This is a genomic window from Agrobacterium sp. ST15.16.055 (assembly GCF_027956555.1).
In the GTDB taxonomy this organism is placed as follows: Bacteria; Pseudomonadota; Alphaproteobacteria; order Rhizobiales; family Rhizobiaceae; genus Agrobacterium; species Agrobacterium salinitolerans.
Genome location: NZ_JAQKGN010000010.1, coordinates 124,745 through 140,868, shown reverse-complemented (window position 1 = coordinate 140,868; position 16,124 = coordinate 124,745). Strand labels below are relative to the sequence as shown.

General features: G+C 59.4%; 17 protein-coding genes. 10 read left to right on the top strand and 7 right to left on the bottom strand.

Going from position 1 to position 16,124, the window contains the following annotated elements; genetic code table 11:
• Positions 1 to 103: 103 nt before the first annotated feature.
• Positions 104 to 2,821 (bottom strand): heavy metal translocating P-type ATPase, encoded by a 2,718-nt coding sequence (locus tag PL599_RS15805; RefSeq protein ID WP_269824443.1) that lies wholly within the window; start codon positions 2,819 to 2,821, stop codon positions 104 to 106.
• Between the two features lie 164 nt (positions 2,822 to 2,985).
• Here PL599_RS15805 and PL599_RS15800 point away from each other — a divergent pair, with 164 nt between their 5' ends.
• From PL599_RS15800 to PL599_RS15790, 3 genes are all read left to right on the top strand, one after another.
• Complete coding sequence (locus PL599_RS15800) at positions 2,986 to 3,894, top strand: L,D-transpeptidase (protein ID WP_269824442.1); 909 nt, start codon at positions 2,986 to 2,988, stop codon at positions 3,892 to 3,894.
• A gap of 155 nt (positions 3,895 to 4,049) precedes the next feature.
• Complete coding sequence (locus PL599_RS15795) at positions 4,050 to 4,775, top strand: L,D-transpeptidase (protein ID WP_077982755.1); 726 nt, start codon at positions 4,050 to 4,052, stop codon at positions 4,773 to 4,775.
• Positions 4,776 to 4,830: 55 nt separating this feature from the next.
• Positions 4,831 to 5,859, top strand: coding sequence for a calcium-binding protein (locus PL599_RS15790; RefSeq protein ID WP_271359273.1), 1,029 nt, complete (start codon positions 4,831 to 4,833; stop codon positions 5,857 to 5,859).
• 42 nt (positions 5,860 to 5,901) lie between these two features.
• On the opposite strand, the gene PL599_RS15785 is transcribed toward PL599_RS15790, so the two are convergent.
• Together PL599_RS15785 and PL599_RS15780 are read right to left on the bottom strand one after the other, a co-directional pair.
• Positions 5,902 to 6,681 carry a hypothetical protein gene (locus PL599_RS15785; protein ID WP_191216966.1) on the bottom strand — a complete coding sequence of 260 codons (780 nt, stop codon included), beginning with the start codon at positions 6,679 to 6,681 and terminating at the stop codon, positions 5,902 to 5,904.
• Between the two features lie 175 nt (positions 6,682 to 6,856).
• Positions 6,857 to 7,315 carry a MarR family winged helix-turn-helix transcriptional regulator gene (locus tag PL599_RS15780; protein WP_191216965.1) on the bottom strand — a complete coding sequence of 153 codons (459 nt, stop codon included), beginning with the start codon at positions 7,313 to 7,315 and terminating at the stop codon, positions 6,857 to 6,859.
• A gap of 191 nt (positions 7,316 to 7,506) precedes the next feature.
• Between PL599_RS15780 and PL599_RS15775 the strand changes: the two genes are divergently transcribed.
• The 3 genes from PL599_RS15775 to PL599_RS15765 all read left to right on the top strand — a co-directional run bounded on the left by PL599_RS15775 (position 7,507) and on the right by PL599_RS15765 (position 9,142).
• Positions 7,507 to 7,929, top strand: coding sequence for an organic hydroperoxide resistance protein (locus PL599_RS15775; protein ID WP_003509379.1), 423 nt, complete (start codon positions 7,507 to 7,509; stop codon positions 7,927 to 7,929).
• Between the two features lie 108 nt (positions 7,930 to 8,037).
• Complete coding sequence (locus PL599_RS15770; RefSeq protein ID WP_142912392.1) at positions 8,038 to 8,421, top strand: MbcA/ParS/Xre antitoxin family protein; 384 nt, start codon at positions 8,038 to 8,040, stop codon at positions 8,419 to 8,421.
• Positions 8,381 to 9,142, top strand: a complete 762-nt coding sequence (locus tag PL599_RS15765) for an RES family NAD+ phosphorylase (RefSeq protein ID WP_271359271.1) — start codon at positions 8,381 to 8,383, stop codon at positions 9,140 to 9,142. The genes PL599_RS15770 and PL599_RS15765 overlap by 41 nt, the downstream gene beginning before the upstream one ends.
• 23 nt (positions 9,143 to 9,165) lie before the next feature.
• Here PL599_RS15765 and PL599_RS15760 read toward each other — a convergent pair whose 3' ends face one another.
• The 3 genes from PL599_RS15760 to PL599_RS15750 all read right to left on the bottom strand — a co-directional run bounded on the left by PL599_RS15760 (position 9,166) and on the right by PL599_RS15750 (position 12,063).
• Positions 9,166 to 10,680 (bottom strand): ABC-F family ATP-binding cassette domain-containing protein, encoded by a 1,515-nt coding sequence (locus tag PL599_RS15760; RefSeq protein ID WP_271359270.1) that lies wholly within the window; start codon positions 10,678 to 10,680, stop codon positions 9,166 to 9,168.
• 411 nt (positions 10,681 to 11,091) lie between these two features.
• Positions 11,092 to 11,514 carry a YciI family protein gene (locus PL599_RS15755; protein ID WP_077983018.1) on the bottom strand — a complete coding sequence of 141 codons (423 nt, stop codon included), beginning with the start codon at positions 11,512 to 11,514 and terminating at the stop codon, positions 11,092 to 11,094.
• A 102-nt stretch (positions 11,515 to 11,616) separates the two neighbouring features.
• Positions 11,617 to 12,063 (bottom strand): MarR family winged helix-turn-helix transcriptional regulator, encoded by a 447-nt coding sequence (locus PL599_RS15750; protein ID WP_077982750.1) that lies wholly within the window; start codon positions 12,061 to 12,063, stop codon positions 11,617 to 11,619.
• 147 nt (positions 12,064 to 12,210) lie between these two features.
• On the opposite strand from PL599_RS15750, the gene PL599_RS15745 reads away from it, so the two are divergent.
• The 3 genes from PL599_RS15745 (at position 12,211) to PL599_RS15735 (ending at position 14,335) form a co-directional block, all read left to right on the top strand.
• Positions 12,211 to 12,939: a DUF899 domain-containing protein gene (locus PL599_RS15745; RefSeq protein ID WP_077982749.1), complete on the top strand. Its 729-nt coding sequence runs from the start codon at positions 12,211 to 12,213 to the stop codon at positions 12,937 to 12,939.
• 27 nt (positions 12,940 to 12,966) lie between these two features.
• On the top strand, positions 12,967 to 13,461 hold the full coding sequence (locus PL599_RS15740) for a DUF1579 domain-containing protein (RefSeq protein WP_077982748.1): 495 nt from the start codon (positions 12,967 to 12,969) through the stop codon (positions 13,459 to 13,461).
• Positions 13,462 to 13,555: 94 nt separating this feature from the next.
• Entirely contained in the window at positions 13,556 to 14,335 is a 780-nt protein-coding gene (locus PL599_RS15735; RefSeq protein ID WP_077983017.1) for a VOC family protein, read from the top strand.
• Positions 14,336 to 14,376: 41 nt separating this feature from the next.
• Here the strand turns inward: PL599_RS15735 and PL599_RS15730 are convergent, their stop codons facing one another.
• Positions 14,377 to 15,273 carry a LysR family transcriptional regulator gene (locus PL599_RS15730; protein WP_077982747.1) on the bottom strand — a complete coding sequence of 299 codons (897 nt, stop codon included), beginning with the start codon at positions 15,271 to 15,273 and terminating at the stop codon, positions 14,377 to 14,379.
• 121 nt (positions 15,274 to 15,394) lie between these two features.
• Here PL599_RS15730 and PL599_RS15725 point away from each other — a divergent pair, with 121 nt between their 5' ends.
• Complete coding sequence (locus tag PL599_RS15725) at positions 15,395 to 16,117, top strand: SDR family oxidoreductase (protein WP_269824438.1); 723 nt, start codon at positions 15,395 to 15,397, stop codon at positions 16,115 to 16,117.
• Positions 16,118 to 16,124 lie beyond the last annotated feature (7 nt).

Below are 16,124 nucleotides of genomic sequence, written 5' to 3'. Positions count from 1 at the left end.
GTACGCGGTATGTATTGGACGCAATTAGTTTGTCAATATGCCGTAAATAAGACGGCCGGGCCTCGATGGACGAGGCCCGGCCGTCGTGCACGCAAATGGAATTTCAGCCCTTGCGGTTGAAATAGCCGAGCAGCCGCATAGCGTTGGCGGTGACCAGAACCGTCGCGCCGGTGTCGGCGAAAACGGCGAGCCACAGGCCTGAAACGCCGGTTACGGTGGTCACCAGGAAGACCGCTTTCAGACCAAGCGCGATGGTTACGTTCTGGCGGATATTGCTCATGGTGGCGCGAGACAGGCCGATGAGGCGCGCGGCATCGCCGACATTGTTGCGCATCAGCGCCGCATCCGCCGCCTCCATCGCCACATCCGTACCGGAACCGATGGCGACACCGACGCTGGCGGCAGCAAGGGCAGGCGCATCGTTGATGCCGTCGCCCACCATGACAACGGTTTTCTTTTCAGCCAGCTTGCGGATTTCCTCGACCTTGTTTTGCGGCAGCAGTTCGCCGCGCGCCTCAAGGCCCAGCTTGTTGCCGATGGCGCGTGCGGTGCGGGCATTGTCGCCCGACAGCATCAGCGAGGAAATGCCCATATCCTTCAGCGCTTTCACACCTTCGGCCGCATCCTTGCGCGGCTCGTCGCGCATGGCGAAGAGGCCGCTTGCCGCGCCGCCGGTCATCACGACAGCCACCGTCTTGCCTTCGCTTTCCAGCGCGGAAATGCGATCAGAGAGGTCCTTCGAGAGCGTTCCGACCTCAGTCGCAAAGCGCGGTGCGCCGATGAACAGCTCCTTGCCTCCGACAGTGCCCTGCATGCCGCGACCGGAAATCGCCTTGATGTTGGAGCCGGGCAGGGGCTTCACGCCGGCCTTTTCGGCATGATTGACGATGGCGCGGGCGAGCGGGTGGCTCGACTCGTTTTCGATGGTCGCGGCCTGCGCAATCAGTTCGGCCTCGTTGCCGTCAAGCGCGATCACATCCGTCACGACGGGCTCACCGAGCGTCAGCGTGCCGGTCTTGTCGAAGGCGACGGTTTCGGTGCGCGCCAGCATCTCGATGACAGCACCACCCTTCACCAGCATGCCGTGGCGTGCTGCAGCCGAAAGGCTGGAGGCAATCGCCGCGGGAACGGAGATGACCAGCGCGCAGGGGCAACCGATGAGGAGCAGCGCGAGACCGCGATAAATCCAGGTATCCCAGTCGCCGAGGCCCACAAGCGGCGGAACGACGATGGTCAGCACCGAGATCGCGACGATCAGCGGCATGTAATAACGCGAGAAGCTCTGGATGAAGCGCTCGGTCGGGGCGCGGGCATCCTGCGCTTCCTCGACCAGCGTGATGATCCGGGCAATGGTGTTGTCTTCCGGCGCGCGGTCGACACGGATGCGCAGCGAACCGTCATGGTTGATCGAGCCGGCGAAGACTCGGTCGCCCTTTTCTTTTGCGACCGGAATGCTCTCGCCGGTCATCGGCGATTCGTCGACGCTGGACTGGCCTTCCATGACAACGCCGTCGGCGGCGATACGGTCGCCGGGACGCGCCACGACCACTTGGCCAATGCGCACCTGATCGGCGGAGATCTGCCGAAGCGATCCGTTTTCTTCCACCAGCGCCGTTTTCGGCAGCAGTGAACCGAGCGCCTTGATGCCGGAGCGGGCGCGGGCGGCCGCAAAACCTTCCAGCAATTCGCCGACGGAGAAGAGCAGCACGACGATGGCCGCCTCTTCCGCCTCGCCGATGATGATCGCGCCGATGGCGGCAATCGTCATCAGCATCTCAATGGTGAAGACCGCGCCGAAACGGGCGGCGTTGACGGCGTTCTTCGCGATGGGGAAAAGCGTGGCGAGCGTCGCGACGACGAAGGCGTAACTTCCCCAGGCCGGGAAGGTCAGTTCCGCCGCATAGGCAATCGCGACCAGAATGGTGCCGGTGAAGGTGTTGCGCGCCTTGGCGGTGCGCCACCATGCACCTTTTTCGTCCGCGCCATGGGCGTGCCCTATCTCGGCGCTCTGGCTTGCGGCGGCAGGCGCGGCAGCGTGGGAGTGGCCCGCATGGTCGTGTCCGTGATCGTGACCTGAATGATCATGGCCGGAGTGATCGTGGTCATGCCCGTTGCAGGAATGGTGCTCGTGTCCCGAATGGTCGTGTGCTGCGTGATCATGCCCGGAATGGTCGTGATCGTGATGGCCACCGCATGTCGCGTGATCATGGTCATGTTCGTGCTTATGATCCGGCGTCTTTTCGCGTGCGGTCTTTTCCTGCGGCAGCAGAGCGGGTTTGAAGCCGAGCTTGCGCAGCGTGTCCTCGATTTTGTCGACCGGGGTCTTGTTCTCGGCAAGCGAGAGGTTCAGCCTTTCGCGGGCCACCGAAACCTTGACGTCGCCGACGCCGGGCAAACGGGAAAGCGCGGTTTCGATCTTGGCCGCGCAGCTGCCGCAATCCATCCCGCCGACTGAAAAGATCAGCGCGTTGCTCTTGTCGGCGCCCGTTTCGGCCTCGTCATGGTGGTGGCCGCCGCAGGAGGAATGATCATGATGATCGGCTTCGACCTTTGCAGCAGGCGCTTTGTCGCGCGGCAGCAGAGCGGGCTTGAAGCCGAGCTTGCGCAACGTATCCTCGATCTTTTCGACCGGAGTCTTGTTCTCCGCCAACGAAAGGTTCAGCCTTTCGCGAGCGACGGAAACCTTGACGTCGCCGACGCCGGGCAGGCGGGAGAGCGCGGTTTCAATCTTCGCCGCGCAGCTGCCGCAATCCATGCCGCCGACCGAAAAGGTCAGGTCCTCCGATGCTCCGTTCAAACTGCCGCGTGTCGAAATATTCATGGTTCGCTCCTGAATTCCACTCGACAGCCAATCTGGCACCTCTAGCAACTAGAGCTTCAAGAGGAAAAATGCGGTTTTTCGATTTTTTTGAAAAAACGACGCCAGCTTCGCGCCAGCCGCGGGGTCCATCATGCCGGCAGATTGGATTCCATGAAGCGGTTCAGATGATAGCACTCCTTTTGAAAAATGGTCGCCGGGCGGCCTCTCTGATGGCTCTTGCGGTTCTGCCGCTGCTGGGCGGTTGCCTTTTCGTGACGGATACGACCCGGATGGACCCGGATGTTTTCGTCAGGGAAACGGCGCCGGTGTTCAATTTCAACTCCGTCAGCTCCAATCGCCAGCCGGAACTGCCGCCGCAGCCGGGCCAGCTTTCAACCCGCCCGCCGGATCTGTTCAGAACCCGCTTCCATCAGGAATACGGTCCGCCAGTGCGCGGGCAGGGGCTGCAAGCCCCGCAGGTGCAAGGTTATAACGCCCCTCAGGGACGTGGTCAGGCCATGGCTTATGGCCTGCCGGTTTCCAATCCGCTGCACCGGGTCATATATGGCCCGATCCGCGACGATGATCGCTCGTTGCCGGCCATTCCCTATGGTCGCATCGATCCGCGTTATCTCAGGCAGGAAGTGAGCTACCAGACGGCGGAAGCGCCGGGCACCATCGTGGTCGATACGAAGCAGCATTTTCTTTATCTCGTGCAGTCCGGCGGCAAGGCGATCCGTTACGGCGTTGGGCTGGGGCGCGACGGTTATGCCTGGTCGGGTCGCGGCAAGATCCAGTGGAAGGCAAAATGGCCGCGCTGGACGCCGCCGGATGAAATGGTCAAGCGCCAGCCGGAACTCGCCTCCATCTCCGCTGCCAATGGCGGCATGACGCCAGGTCTCAACAACCCCCTCGGCGCGCGCGCGCTTTATATTTTCAAGGACGGCAAGGACACGCTGTACCGCGTGCACGGCACGCCGGACTGGCAATCCGTGGGCAAGGCGACGTCCTCCGGCTGCGTGCGCATGCTCAATCAGGATGTGATCGATCTCTATGAGCGTGTGCCGCAAGGGGGGCAGATTGTGGTTATCTGAACACGTTCTAAAAGAAAGAGTTGCCAGACCCATTCCGCCGGCGCCTTGTGACTGGCTTTTAGCGGTCGGTTAACTATTTTCGCAATACGCATGAAACGGAACAAATGACGTACAACGGCGGTATAGCCGTTCGAAATGTGGGACAACCCGGCCTTATGACAAGTACCGACACAGATTTTTCCAGACGCACCTTCCTTTCCCTTCTCGGCATCTCCTCCGCTTCGCTTCTCGCAGGCTGTGCCTCATCCGGTCCGGGAGGCGCCATTCGCCAGCAGGCAGGCGCCATCGGCAGCGATTTCCGGCAGATGTTCTCGCCGGGCGTCAGCGATGCGGAACTGGCCGTCATGTACGGCTCTGTTGAGGATGGCGGTTACGTCATTCCCGCCGTGCCCTATCAGAAGATCGACCGGCGTTATTATCGCCAGCGGGTTGTCGATCCGACCGGCGAACGCCCCGGCACCGTCGTCGTCGATACGCGTTCGCGCTTCCTTTACGTGGTGGAGCCGGGCGGCAGCGCCATGCGCTACGGCGTCGGCATCGGCCGCGAAGGTTTCGCCTGGTCGGGCGAGGGCGTCATCCAGTGGCGTCAGAAATGGCCGAAATGGACCCCGCCGGACGAAATGGTCGCCCGCCAGCCGGAACTCACCAAATATTCTTCCAAGAACGGTGGCATGCCGCCCGGCCTGAAGAATCCGCTCGGCGCGCGCGCCCTTTATATCTTCCAGAACGGCAAGGACACGCTCTACCGCCTGCACGGCTCGCCGGAATGGAACTCCATCGGCAAGGCCGTCTCCTCCGGTTGTGTGCGCCTGATGAACCAGGACGTCATCGACCTCTACGACCGCGTGCCGCAAAAGGCGCGTGTGGTGGTGTGGCAGTAAGCTGACGGAGCATCCGAACCACATTCAGTACATAAGCTGACCGAGCTGAAAAATAATGGCTGCAACACGAAACGTGCTGCGGCCATTTTTTGTTATAATGAATACGGGTTATTATGGTGATCGTTACGGCGCGGTTAGGAACGATACGTTTCAGCTTGGTGGCAGTGCGTTTGGCGGTCTAGGTGGAGTCCAGAACGGGTGGGAGCGGTTTTATGGCGGTGAAGGGGAGGATAGAATTTATGTCTCTCCAACGTCGGGCTACTCGTGGACCGCCATCATGATTGCCGATAATGGCTTGAGCAGTATTGAAAAAATTCAATTCAATCAGTTTAGCCAATGGCCGGTGGAGCCCGTCTACTTTGCAGGAAAAGTTGATTTTTCGAGTGTTAAGTACATGGATTCCAGCGTTACGATCTATGGCAGGGCGAACGATAATACGTTCATCGGCGGCAGGCTCGGTGAGACAGTTCAAGGCGATGGCGGGAACGACACGCTTTACGGCAATGGTGGCAATGACAGACTATTCGGCGACTCTACCAGTGCTAATCGCTGGATTGCGGATTTGAACGCGGCCGGGAACGATAAGCTCTATGGTGGTGATGGAAACGACTACCTTAACGGCCAAGGTGGTAACGACCTTCTGTATGGCGATGGAGGCGATGACAGTCTTTATGGTGGGACTGGAACCGACCAGCTTAGCGGTGGGGACGGCGCAGACAAGCTATTTGGTGAAGCTGGAAATGACCAGTTGCGCGGCGGAGCTGGAAACGATGTTCTCGACGGAGGCGCAGGCAGCGATTTGATCGAAGGTGGAGATGGTGAAAACGTTCTTTGGGGTGGGGCTGACGCTGACACGTTCTATTTTTCCGTCAGGAACGCGCAAGACACTATCAAAGACTTCCAGTTAGGAAGTGATAGAATACGGTTTGACACCGCGATAGCAGACGATTTTGCGGATCTTATGATTGCAGACGGTGTCAACGGACACGCCAATATTAGCGTGGACGGTTTGCAAATTGTGCTTTCTGACGTCTCGGCTGCATCACTGGTCCCTTCTATGTTTGAATTTGGCTTGCTTGCATGAGTTAAAGGGTCGGCGCTCCGTCGGAAAACCGACGGGGCACTCTCAACTTGAATACGACTGGAGTTCCGATTTTTTGTAGGCTTTTACCAAGCTCCCCATTTTGTCGAAAATTTCCAGTTCGCCGGTTTCTTTGTACTCAACCATTTTCTGCCCGTTGCCGTAATATAGCGTACCGGGTGTAACCGACACCTGACCATTTTCACCCAGTTTAAGAACTATGGCGGAACCGAAAAATTCCTTAAGCGCTTTTTCGCTGTCATGCATATACTGTCTCGACACTTCGCAATATGTTCCATCGAGAGAGTTGTTGAGTTCCGCCATTTTGACTTGGCCTTCGTAAACTCGGTCACTGATAAAATACGCGACCTGCTTTTTCACAAGCGCCTCATCCTCACCATTCGCGATGCGTTTTGCACCCCACTCAGTGTACTGGGCATCGTACTCTTCGCGCGCTGGCACAATGATTTTTGATACTTGGCGCGGACTGGCTCTCGAAGCCATGGATATTAGCTCCTTTACAATCGCTTCTGCATTCTCCGCTGTCCGTTCGATCGGCTTGATGTAAGAGGACGACATTATATACGTCGCCGCGGCGTTCATCGCGCTTACCGTTGCCTGCGGAATGGCGGCGGAGACTATCTCCTTTGTGGCAACAGTCTCCTGTTTTACTTTGGTAACGCGGGAAGCAAGCGATACGATCGTGTCAATGGCTTGCGCAGTCTTCTGCGGGCTGTCTGCGACAATATTGAGGATCGAGTTAGCGGCTCTATTCTGTGAGATGTCCCGCGTGGAAAAAATTTGATTGAGAATGGTCAATGCCATCGAATTCGCAGAGATCAAAGTCATCAATATGCCTTTTGAAATCTGCCGCAAAATGCCTTCATCGGCTTTTGGGGCTGGAAATGCAGCTGCAAATCATATTAGCTGCATAAAATATAAATGCAACTTTATCGGGAACTAGTTAATAAATCCTTTCCGACCCCTTGTTTTCAGGGGGTCAACCCCTCGAAAGGCCATCCTTCAACGCATTCACCCGGTCCCGCAGCTGGGCCAGTTCCTCCAGCCCGCAGCCGGTGGCGCCGCCGATGGCGGCCATGATCTTCACGCCCTCTTTTTTGAGGTCCGCGCCCTTGGGCGTTAAGGCCACCAGCACCTGCCGCTCGTCCACCGTGCCGCGTTTGCGGGTGATCAGCCCCGCATGTTCGAGCCGTTTCAGCAGCGGCGACAACGTGCCCGAATCGAGGCCCAGCATTTCGCCGAGCGCCTTGACGGTGGATGTCTCCTTTTCCCATAGCGCCATCATGACAAGATATTGCGGATAGGTCAGCCCGATCGGGTCGAGCAACGGCTTATAGGCGCGCGTGAAGGCGTGCGCCGCGCCATAAAGGGCAAAACATATCTGCTGGTCCAGCCTCAACAGGCTTTCCATTGTCTTCTCGTCGCCCGCTGCGTCCATTTTCCTGCTCCAAAATCAACCGGGAGGGGAACAATCAGCCCCCGCTTTCGGTTCCTGCCGCATGGATGCGCGGCGAAATTTCTTGAAAATTATCGCAAAAAACAAAATCGCATTCAATGTGCAAAATTATATTGCGCACAATTTAATTGTGGTCTACAAGATATTCACATCAACCCGAAGGAGTAAATGTCATGCCCATTCTCTACACGACCAAAGCATCCGCCACCGGTGGCCGCGCCGGCAACGCCAAGTCGGAAGACGGTGTTCTTGACGTCACCCTCACCGTTCCGAAGGAACTGGGCGGCGATGGCGCCCGTGGCACCAATCCGGAGCAGCTTTTTGCGGCCGGTTATTCCGCCTGCTTCCTGGGCGCGCTGAAATTTGTCGCCGGCAAGGAAAAAGTAAAAATTCCTGAAGACACGACTGTGACGGCGACCGTCGGCATCGGCCCGCGCGAAGACGGCGGCGGTTTCGGCATCGAAGTGTCGCTGAAGGCCAATATTCCGGGCGTCGAGCGCGAAGTTGCCGAAAAGCTGGTTGCCGCCGCTCACATCGTCTGCCCCTACAGCCACGCCATGCGCACCTCCACGGAAGTGCCGGTCTCGGTGGCCTGATCCAATTCGCGGGAGCAATCCATGTGAACAATGAGGCCGGGTTCATCCCGGCCTTCTTGTTTTCAGAAAGAAAAATGCTATATTCTTTCCAAGGAAAGGATATGCGCCATGAATATTCACGCCAAGAGCGCCATGGATCCCGCCTCACAGGGCAGGGTCGTTACCAAGGCCGTTATCGCCGCCGCCGAGCGGCTGGGCCTCAATGCCGCTCGCACGGCCGATATTCTCGGCGTTTCCGCCCCCACCGTGTCGCGCATGAAGCGGCTCGATTTCCTGCTGGAACCGGGCGCCAAATCCTTCGAGCTTGCGGTGCTGCTGATCCGGGTTTTCCGCTCGCTGGATGCGATTGCCGGCGGCGATGAGGCCGTGGCGAAAAACTGGCTGCGCAATCGCAATGTCGCGCTGAACGCCGTGCCTGCCGACAAACTGACCACCATTACCGGATTGATCGATGTCCTCTCCTATCTGGACGCCCGACGCGCTCCTGTCTGAAAAACGCACCGTATCGGGAAAATACTGGCGGCTGGTGGAAGCGCAGCATCAGGTTTCCACCATGAAACTGGTGGATACGGTGGAGGAGCAATCGCTGCTGGAAGATATTCTGGAGACCAGCAAGCGGCCGTTTCCGCCTGATTGCGCCGGTTTCGATTATCTTCTCGCCACGCCCTTCCGGTATGGAGCCGCCTATCCGCATGGTTCGCGCTTCCGTCGCGCGGGCTATACCGAAGGCGTTTATTACGCCGCCCAAAAAGTGGAGACGGCGCTGGCCGAAATGGCCTTTTACCGGCTGCTGTTTTATGCCGAATCGCCCGGAACGCTGCTGCCTGCCAATCCCGCCGACTATTCCGCCTTCGCCGCACGTATCGCCACCGATGCGGCGCTCAATCTGACGAAACCTGAACTGAACCGGGACGCTCGCCTGTGGACCGATCTGCAGAATTACGAGCCATGCCAGGCGCTGGCCGATCAGGCACGTCTGGCGAAGATCGAAGCTATCCTCTATCGCTCGGTACGTGACCCCGCCGGCGGCCTCAACATCGCGGTTCTGTCGCCGACGGCTTTTGCCGCGAAGACGCCGGTGGAACGGATGAGCTGGCGCATCCACCTGTCGAAAACGGGGGTGCAGGCGCTTTGCGAATTTCCGATGCGCAGAACGGGTTTTGCGGTTTTGGATTTCGCCGGCGATCCACGCCTCGCCAGCCTTTTGGGCTGACGGGCGTTTGCTTTTCAAAACCATCAGGCCGAGGCGAAAAATCCTTCGGGATCGTCGACTTCCACCAGTTTGCGCTTGTCGATCAGCCAGAAGCGGGTTCCGACAGCCCGAACGAAACGCCTGTCATGCGAGACGAACACGCAGCTGGCTTCGCGGCTGATGATTTCCGTCTCCAGCGCTTCCTGCCCCTCAATATCCAGATGGTTGGTCGGCTCGTCCAGCAGGTAGAAATTCGGCTCCGCCAGCCTGAGCGCCAGCATGGCAAGCCGCGCCTTCTGCCCGCCGGAAAGGGCGGCGATGCGGCGTTTCTGCATTTCCATGTCGATGCCTGCGCCCGCAAGCAGGCCATGGATGCGCTGGTCGCCAATGTCGAAGCGGCGGGACAGCAGTGAAACGGGCGTGCTGTCGTCATCGATCTCGGCGAGCGACTGGTCGACATATCCGGCCACCAGCGAGGGCGTCGCCTTGATACCGTCCTGTATCTGGCCTGCGCCCGATACAGCCGCCTGCAGAAGCGACATCAGTCTTGTCTTGCCGACGCCGTTGCGGCCGAGAATGACGATACGGTCGCCCTGGCGGATAAATTGCCGGCCGGTGCGAAACAGCACTGTCCCGTCCGGCGTCGAGACCGGCACATCTTCCAGAGTGACCAGAACCCTGGCATGGGTGCCGCGATTGGCGAGCTGGATCTTGCCGGCGGATCGCTCGATATGGGCGGGCCGCGCCTTTTCCTCGATCTTTTCCGCCCGCTCGCGCAATTGCCTGGTCTTGACGGTCAGCAGGTCGCTGCCGGAATTGATGCCGATATTGTTGAGCTTGGCGGCCTGCCGGCGCAATTGCTGCGCGGTTTTCATGTCGCGCTGGAAACGCCGCTCATCGGCGGCATCCTCCTCCTCCAGCGCCGCGCGCGCATGGCCATAGGGCAGGCGGAACAGCGCCGAGTTTTCCGGTCGTAGAAAGAGGGTGGTCCGGGTGACATTGTCGAGAAACGCCCGGTCGTGGCTGACGATGATGACGGCCGTATCGCGCGGCAATTCCCCAAGCCAGCTTTCCAGCACGTTGATTTTTTCGAGGTCGAGATGGTTGGTCGGTTCGTCGAGCAGCAGCACGTCAGGTTCGGTGATCCAGGCTTTGGCCAGCATGGCAAGCCTTTGCCAGCCGCCGCTCAGTTCTTTCAGCCGCCGCTCGCGGAACGGTTCGGGCACCAACATGGCATCGAAGATGATGTCGGCGCGCCAGCTGTCGCTGTCGATCGTGTCCGCCGGCAGGGCGGAAAGTACGGCATCGCGCATCGTCCGTTCCATTAGCGGCGAGGGTAGGTGCTGGTGGACGATGGACTGCGTCAGCCCGCGCAGCCGGGTGATGTCGCCGCTGGTGGGCTCCATGTCACCTGCGAGGCAGTTGAGCAGGGTGGATTTGCCACAGCCATTGGCGGCGACGATACCGATGCGGTCTCCCGTATTCACGGTGAGGCTGAGATTGGAAAAAAGCGGTTTGCCCAGAATGATTCCGAGGTTTCGCAGCGTGATGATGGTCATGATGTCGTCTCTGGCAAAGACGGACCCGTACCGTTGCCTGCGCGTGCAGGACGGGTTTCGGTTCTCGGTGATCCGTCGTGAAACTATGCGCAATGGCAGACAAACTGCGTCCTGCGCGTCCTTTTAGGCAAACCAGAGGGTGGTTGTTCCGGTCAGCCCTGCAAACGTGTCCGCAGGGCAAAAAGGTGGCAGAGCTGACGATTGCGCCAGAAGCAGGAAATATCCATGCGAAGCCTCCTTTCTTGAAACGTGTTGAACCACCTGACCATTACCAGCGGTGGTGATCCATGGCAACCCGATTAGAGAAGGGTGAAGATTTGGGAAGGGCGGTGCGGCCGGATCCATCCCTGACGGGAGGGTGACAGGTGCCGCACCGGATCATTTTACGCGGATTTGTTCAGCGCGCTGGCATCATTGTTTGCCGACACGCGCGCGCAGTTCTTCCACATGGGCGGCGATCTCGGGCGTCACGGCATCGCCGAAGTCTTCCATCTCGAACATCGGGCGGATTTCGATTTCGCTCTTCTCCAGCATCGGGTTCGGGCAGCGCTTCACCCATTCCACGGCCTCATCCATGTCCTTCACGTGCCATATCCAGAAACCGGCGACCAACTCGTTGGTATGGGGGAAGGGGCCATCGACTACGGTGCGGCTGTCGCCGTCGAAAATCACGCGTTTGCCTTTGGAGGAGGGGTGCAGGCCATCGCCGGATTGCATGATGCCGGCATTGACCAGTTCCTCGTTGAATTTCCCCATCGCCTCAATTAGCTCCGTCGTTGGCATCACGCCGTCTTCGCTGCTTTTGGTGGCTTTCACAAAAACGATTGCACGCATGATCATTCCTCCTTGATTGCGCTTTCTTCGTAGTGTCGCTCCCCGGCACGACGGCCGGATGACATTTTCGCCGACAAAAGTGGCGCCATGCCGTCAATCCTGTCAGCCGAGGTCGACAAGATCGCGGCGCAACCTTTCAGGGTCGCCGCTGCCAATCTTGGCTTCTATTTCCGCATGGGTCTGCTGCCAGATGGGGAAGGCGGCGGCGAGCACGGCCATCCCGTCAGCCGTCAGCCGCAACCGTTTGCCGCGCTTGTCCTTCGGGTCCTGCTCAATGCTGACCAGCCCGCGCCGTTCCAGCGGCTTCAGCGCCGCCGTCAGCGTCGTGCGGTCCATCGCCAGAAGATTGGCGACCGGCCCCATTGGCGGCGGCTCCGGCCTGTTCAGCGACATCAGCAGCGAAAACTGGCCATTATTGATGCCCACCGGCTTCAGCGCATTATCAAACAGCCGTGCCAGCGCCCGCGCCGCGCGCTGCGCATGCAGGCACAGGCAGGAATCGCGCACAAGAAGAGTTGTCGAAAAAGGAATCGCGTTGGCGTTTGACATGCGCTAAATATGTTGATATCAACCTAAATAGTCAAGCGGAACTTGATGCTCTGTGGCTCCATTTCTCGGATTTCAACACAGAGATGCGCGGCGCCCGCCACGGAGAGGCCAAGCCGCAGTGAAAGACGGATCCAAGGAGGAAAGATCATGTCTCATCCCGTCGTTTCGAAAGAGGAGTGGCTTGCGGCCCGCCGCGACCTGCTGGTGAAGGAAAAGGAACTGACCCGCGCCCGCGACAGGCTGAACGAGGCCCGGCGTGCGCTGCCTTGGGAAGAGGTGACGAAGGATTATATCTTCGATGCCCCTTCCGGCCCCAAGTCGCTCACGGAACTGTTCGGCGGCTGCAGTCAGCTCATCGTCTATCATTTTATGCTGGCACCGGACTGGGAGGAGGGCTGCGTCGGTTGCTCCTTTTTTGCCGATCACGTCGATGGTGCGCTGATCCACCTCAAGCATGGCGATGCGGGTTTCGTCGCCGTGTCGCGTGCGCCGCTTGAGAAGATCGAAAGCTATAAAAACCGCATGGGCTGGAAATTCCCCTGGGTTTCGGCCGAGGGCGGCGATTTCAACTATGATTATCAGGCCTCGTTCCGCGACGAGGACATGGCCAAAGGCGAAATCACCTATAATTACCGTAACATGGCGCCCTATGGCGACCTGAAGGACCTGCACGGCATCAGCGTTTTCGCCAAGGGCGATGACGGCAAGATCTACCATACCTATTCCACATACGCCCGCGGTGCGGAACAGACGCTCGGCACGCTGATGCTGCTCGACCTGGTGCCAAAGGGCCGTAATGAAGATGAGGTAATGGATTGGGTGCGTCGCCACGACCAGTACGAGGACGCGCCGAAGGCGGCGGCCTGCTGCCACTGAAAACGGACGGATGAGGAGGAGAAGACAATGGAAATGGAAATCGCCAAGCCGCAGAAGGAACATGAATTCCTCAAGAGAATCGTCGGGGACTGGGTCATGACCTCCAGTTCCGGCCATGAGAACTACGACGCCAGCGACCCGTCGCAGCAATTCACCGAATCCGTCCGCTCCGTCGGCGGTCTGTGGATCATCGGCAACGGCACCGGCAAGATGCCTGATGGTACGGATATGACGGCGGTGATCACGGTCGGCTTCGACCCGGCCAAGGGCAATTTCGTCGGCACCTGGGTAGGGTCGATGATGACCAATCTCTGGGTCTACAAGGGCTGGCTGGAAGATGACGGCAAGACCCTGACGCTGGAAGCGGAAGGCCCGGCCTTCGACGGTTCCGGCGGAACCGCTACCTATCACGACGTGCTGGTGCTGCATGACGACAATCACCGCAGCTTTTCCGGCAGCGTCAGGCAGCCGGACGGCACATTCAAGACCTTCATGACATCGGAATTCCGCCGCAAGGCCTGATGCCCGGCCGGTATTGCCCGTCGACAACAGCGCCGCCGCGTCCTGCGGCGGGTGCGCGCCGAACACCTCGCCAAACCGTCCACAGGAGACGACAATGTCCGATACGCATGGAAAATTCATCTGGGTTGAATTGATGACGCCCGACATGGAAGCGGCCGCCCGCTTTTACGGTCATGTCGTCGGCTGGCAGACCAAGGATTTCGGCTCGCCGGAAATGCCCTATCTCGTGCTGGAGGCCGACGGCTGCGGCATGGGCGGGGTCATGGAACTGACCGACGAACACAAGGGTCAGGGCATTCCGCCCAACTGGACCGCTTATGTCGATGTCGACGATGTGGACGCCACGGCGAGGCTTTTCGCCGAGAAGGGCGGCGCGGTCAGGCGTCCGCCGCAGGATATTCCCGAAATCGGCCGCTTCGCCGTTGTTGCCGATCCCTTCGGCGCGGTGCTCTGCATCATGACGCCGCAGCCGATGGAAACCGGCGGCTTCCCTGAAGACAAGCAGGCAAAGCAGGGCCATGTCGGCTGGTATGAACTCTTCACCGACAATGTCGACGAGGCCATGGCCTTTTATGGTGAGGTCTTCGGCTGGACCAAGGACCACGATTTCGACATGGGCGAAATGGGCCCCTACCGCATCTTCGCCCATAACGGTAAGGCCGTCGGCGGCGTCATGAAACGCATGCCGGAGGTTCCCGTCTGCCATTGGGGTTATTACTTCAATGTGGACGGTATCGATGATGCCGTCACCCGCGTCAGCGCCGGCGGCGGACAGGTCGTCAACGGCCCGATGGAAGTGCCCGGCGATAGCTGGATCGTCAATTGCGTCGATCCCCAGGGTGCCTATTTCTCGCTGGTTTCCCAGAAGAAGTAATCATGTTTTTCCGACGATCTGCCGGGGTATTATCCGGCAGATCAGCGCTCCCTCGACAAGCGGACATGATCGATGAAGGCGCGCAGCTTCGGCGCGAGGTTTCGACGGCTGGGGTAATAGAGATAGAACCCTGCGAAGCTGGGTGAATAGTCTTCCAGCATGGGAACAAGCTCTCCGCGCTCCAGATAGGGCCGGAACGTCTCTTCCATGCCGAAGGTGATGCCCGCACCGGCACAGGCGAGCTTTATCATCAGTTGCATGTCGTTGGTGGTGAAATCAGGCTCCACCGCCACGGCAAATTCCCGGCCGTTTTCCGCAAATTCCCACCTGTATGGCGCCACGCCCGGGCGGGGTCGCCAGCCGATACACCTGTGCTCTATCAATTCGCGGGGCTGCGTCGGCAGGCCGAAGCGGTTCCGATAGTGCGGCGAGCACACGGCCAGCTGCCGCTGTGGAACCGAGACGGGAACGGCGATCATATCCTGTTCGATAAGCTCTCCCAGTCGCACGCCCGCGTCGTAATGCTCTGCAACGATATCGAATTCCTCATCCGTCACGACGATATCGAGCTGCACCTGTGGATGCGACTCGGCAAAACTCGCGAGCAGGGGGCCGGATAAGAAGCGCTCGGCAATGGAGGAAACGGCGAGCCGAAGCTGACCGCGCACCGTGCCGCCGAGCGATGAGGCCGCCTGCGCTGCCCGCGAGATCGCGCCTATGGACGGCGAGGCATCGGCGTAAAGCTGCTGTCCCGCTTCCGTCAGGCTGACGCTGCGGGTGGTCCGTTGCACCAGCGCAATTCCCATTGTTTCTTCGAGCTTGCGAATGGTCTGGCTGACAGCGGAACGGGTCACGCCCAGCCTGTCGGCAACGGCGCGAAAATTCCGTTCCTCGGCAACAAGGCAGAATGTCGAGACAGCGTTGAGATCAATATTCATTGGTTAGAAATTCTATCCATTGAGTTAATTATTGACGAGGTTATCACGACAATGCCTGAGCGTTATCTTCCCTGCAACGGTCGGTTTCGAAAAAACCGGCCGTAACAGCAAGGAGATAGCCATGACACTGAACAAAGTTGTTCTCATCACCGGTGCATCGAGCGGGATCGGTGAGGGGATTGCCAGGGAACTGGCCGCCGCCGGCGCGAAGCTGGTGCTCGGCGCGCGCCGGCTGGATCGCCTCGAGACACTGGCCGAAAAGCTGCGGCGGACGGGGGCTGACGTCGTCGTCCACCCGCTTGACGTGACCGACAGGCACAGCGTCGAGGTCTTCGCGGAAGCGGGGCGCAAGGCTTTCGGGCAGATCGACGTTATCGTCAACAATGCCGGCATCATGCCGCTGTCGCTGATGTCGTCGCTCAAGGTCGATGAATGGGACCGGATGATCGACGTCAACGTCAAGGGCGTGCTTTATGGCGTCGCCGCCGTGCTGCCGGAAATGACGGCGCGTGCCTCCGGCCATATCATCAACATCGCCTCTATCGGTGCGCTCGCCGTTTCGCCCACGGCAGCCGTCTATTGCGCGACGAAATTTGCGGTTCGCGCCATTTCGGACGGGCTGCGTCAGGAAAACCGCGACCTGCGGGTCACCTGCATTCACCCCGGCGTGGTGGAAAGCGAACTTGCCCACACCATCACCGATCCGGCGGCTGCGGAATTGATGCAGACCTATCGCGCCATTGCCCTGAAGCCCGACGCCATCGGCCGCGCGGTGCGTTACGCCATCGAGCAGCCCGACGATGTGGACGTCAACGAAATCGTCGTGCGACCCACCGCCGCCTGAGGAGGAT

Bases quoted from the DNA above. Each gene is read 5' to 3' on its own strand.
- PL599_RS15805 (WP_269824443.1), bottom strand. From the start codon at position 2,821: ATGAATATTTCGACACGCGGCAGTTTGAACGGAGCATCGGAGGACCTG.
- PL599_RS15800 (WP_269824442.1), top strand. From the start codon at position 2,986: ATGATAGCACTCCTTTTGAAAAATGGTCGCCGGGCGGCCTCTCTGATG.
- PL599_RS15795 (WP_077982755.1), top strand. From the start codon at position 4,050: ATGACAAGTACCGACACAGATTTTTCCAGACGCACCTTCCTTTCCCTT.
- PL599_RS15790 (WP_271359273.1), top strand. From the start codon at position 4,831: ATGGCTGCAACACGAAACGTGCTGCGGCCATTTTTTGTTATAATGAAT.
- PL599_RS15785 (WP_191216966.1), bottom strand. From the start codon at position 6,681: ATGGCATTGACCATTCTCAATCAAATTTTTTCCACGCGGGACATCTCA.
- PL599_RS15780 (WP_191216965.1), bottom strand. From the start codon at position 7,315: ATGGACGCAGCGGGCGACGAGAAGACAATGGAAAGCCTGTTGAGGCTG.
- PL599_RS15775 (WP_003509379.1), top strand. From the start codon at position 7,507: ATGCCCATTCTCTACACGACCAAAGCATCCGCCACCGGTGGCCGCGCC.
- PL599_RS15770 (WP_142912392.1), top strand. From the start codon at position 8,038: ATGAATATTCACGCCAAGAGCGCCATGGATCCCGCCTCACAGGGCAGG.
- PL599_RS15765 (WP_271359271.1), top strand. From the start codon at position 8,381: ATGTCCTCTCCTATCTGGACGCCCGACGCGCTCCTGTCTGAAAAACGC.
- PL599_RS15760 (WP_271359270.1), bottom strand. From the start codon at position 10,680: ATGACCATCATCACGCTGCGAAACCTCGGAATCATTCTGGGCAAACCG.
- PL599_RS15755 (WP_077983018.1), bottom strand. From the start codon at position 11,514: ATGCGTGCAATCGTTTTTGTGAAAGCCACCAAAAGCAGCGAAGACGGC.
- PL599_RS15750 (WP_077982750.1), bottom strand. From the start codon at position 12,063: ATGTCAAACGCCAACGCGATTCCTTTTTCGACAACTCTTCTTGTGCGC.
- PL599_RS15745 (WP_077982749.1), top strand. From the start codon at position 12,211: ATGTCTCATCCCGTCGTTTCGAAAGAGGAGTGGCTTGCGGCCCGCCGC.
- PL599_RS15740 (WP_077982748.1), top strand. From the start codon at position 12,967: ATGGAAATGGAAATCGCCAAGCCGCAGAAGGAACATGAATTCCTCAAG.
- PL599_RS15735 (WP_077983017.1), top strand. From the start codon at position 13,556: ATGTCCGATACGCATGGAAAATTCATCTGGGTTGAATTGATGACGCCC.
- PL599_RS15730 (WP_077982747.1), bottom strand. From the start codon at position 15,273: ATGAATATTGATCTCAACGCTGTCTCGACATTCTGCCTTGTTGCCGAG.
- PL599_RS15725 (WP_269824438.1), top strand. From the start codon at position 15,395: ATGACACTGAACAAAGTTGTTCTCATCACCGGTGCATCGAGCGGGATC.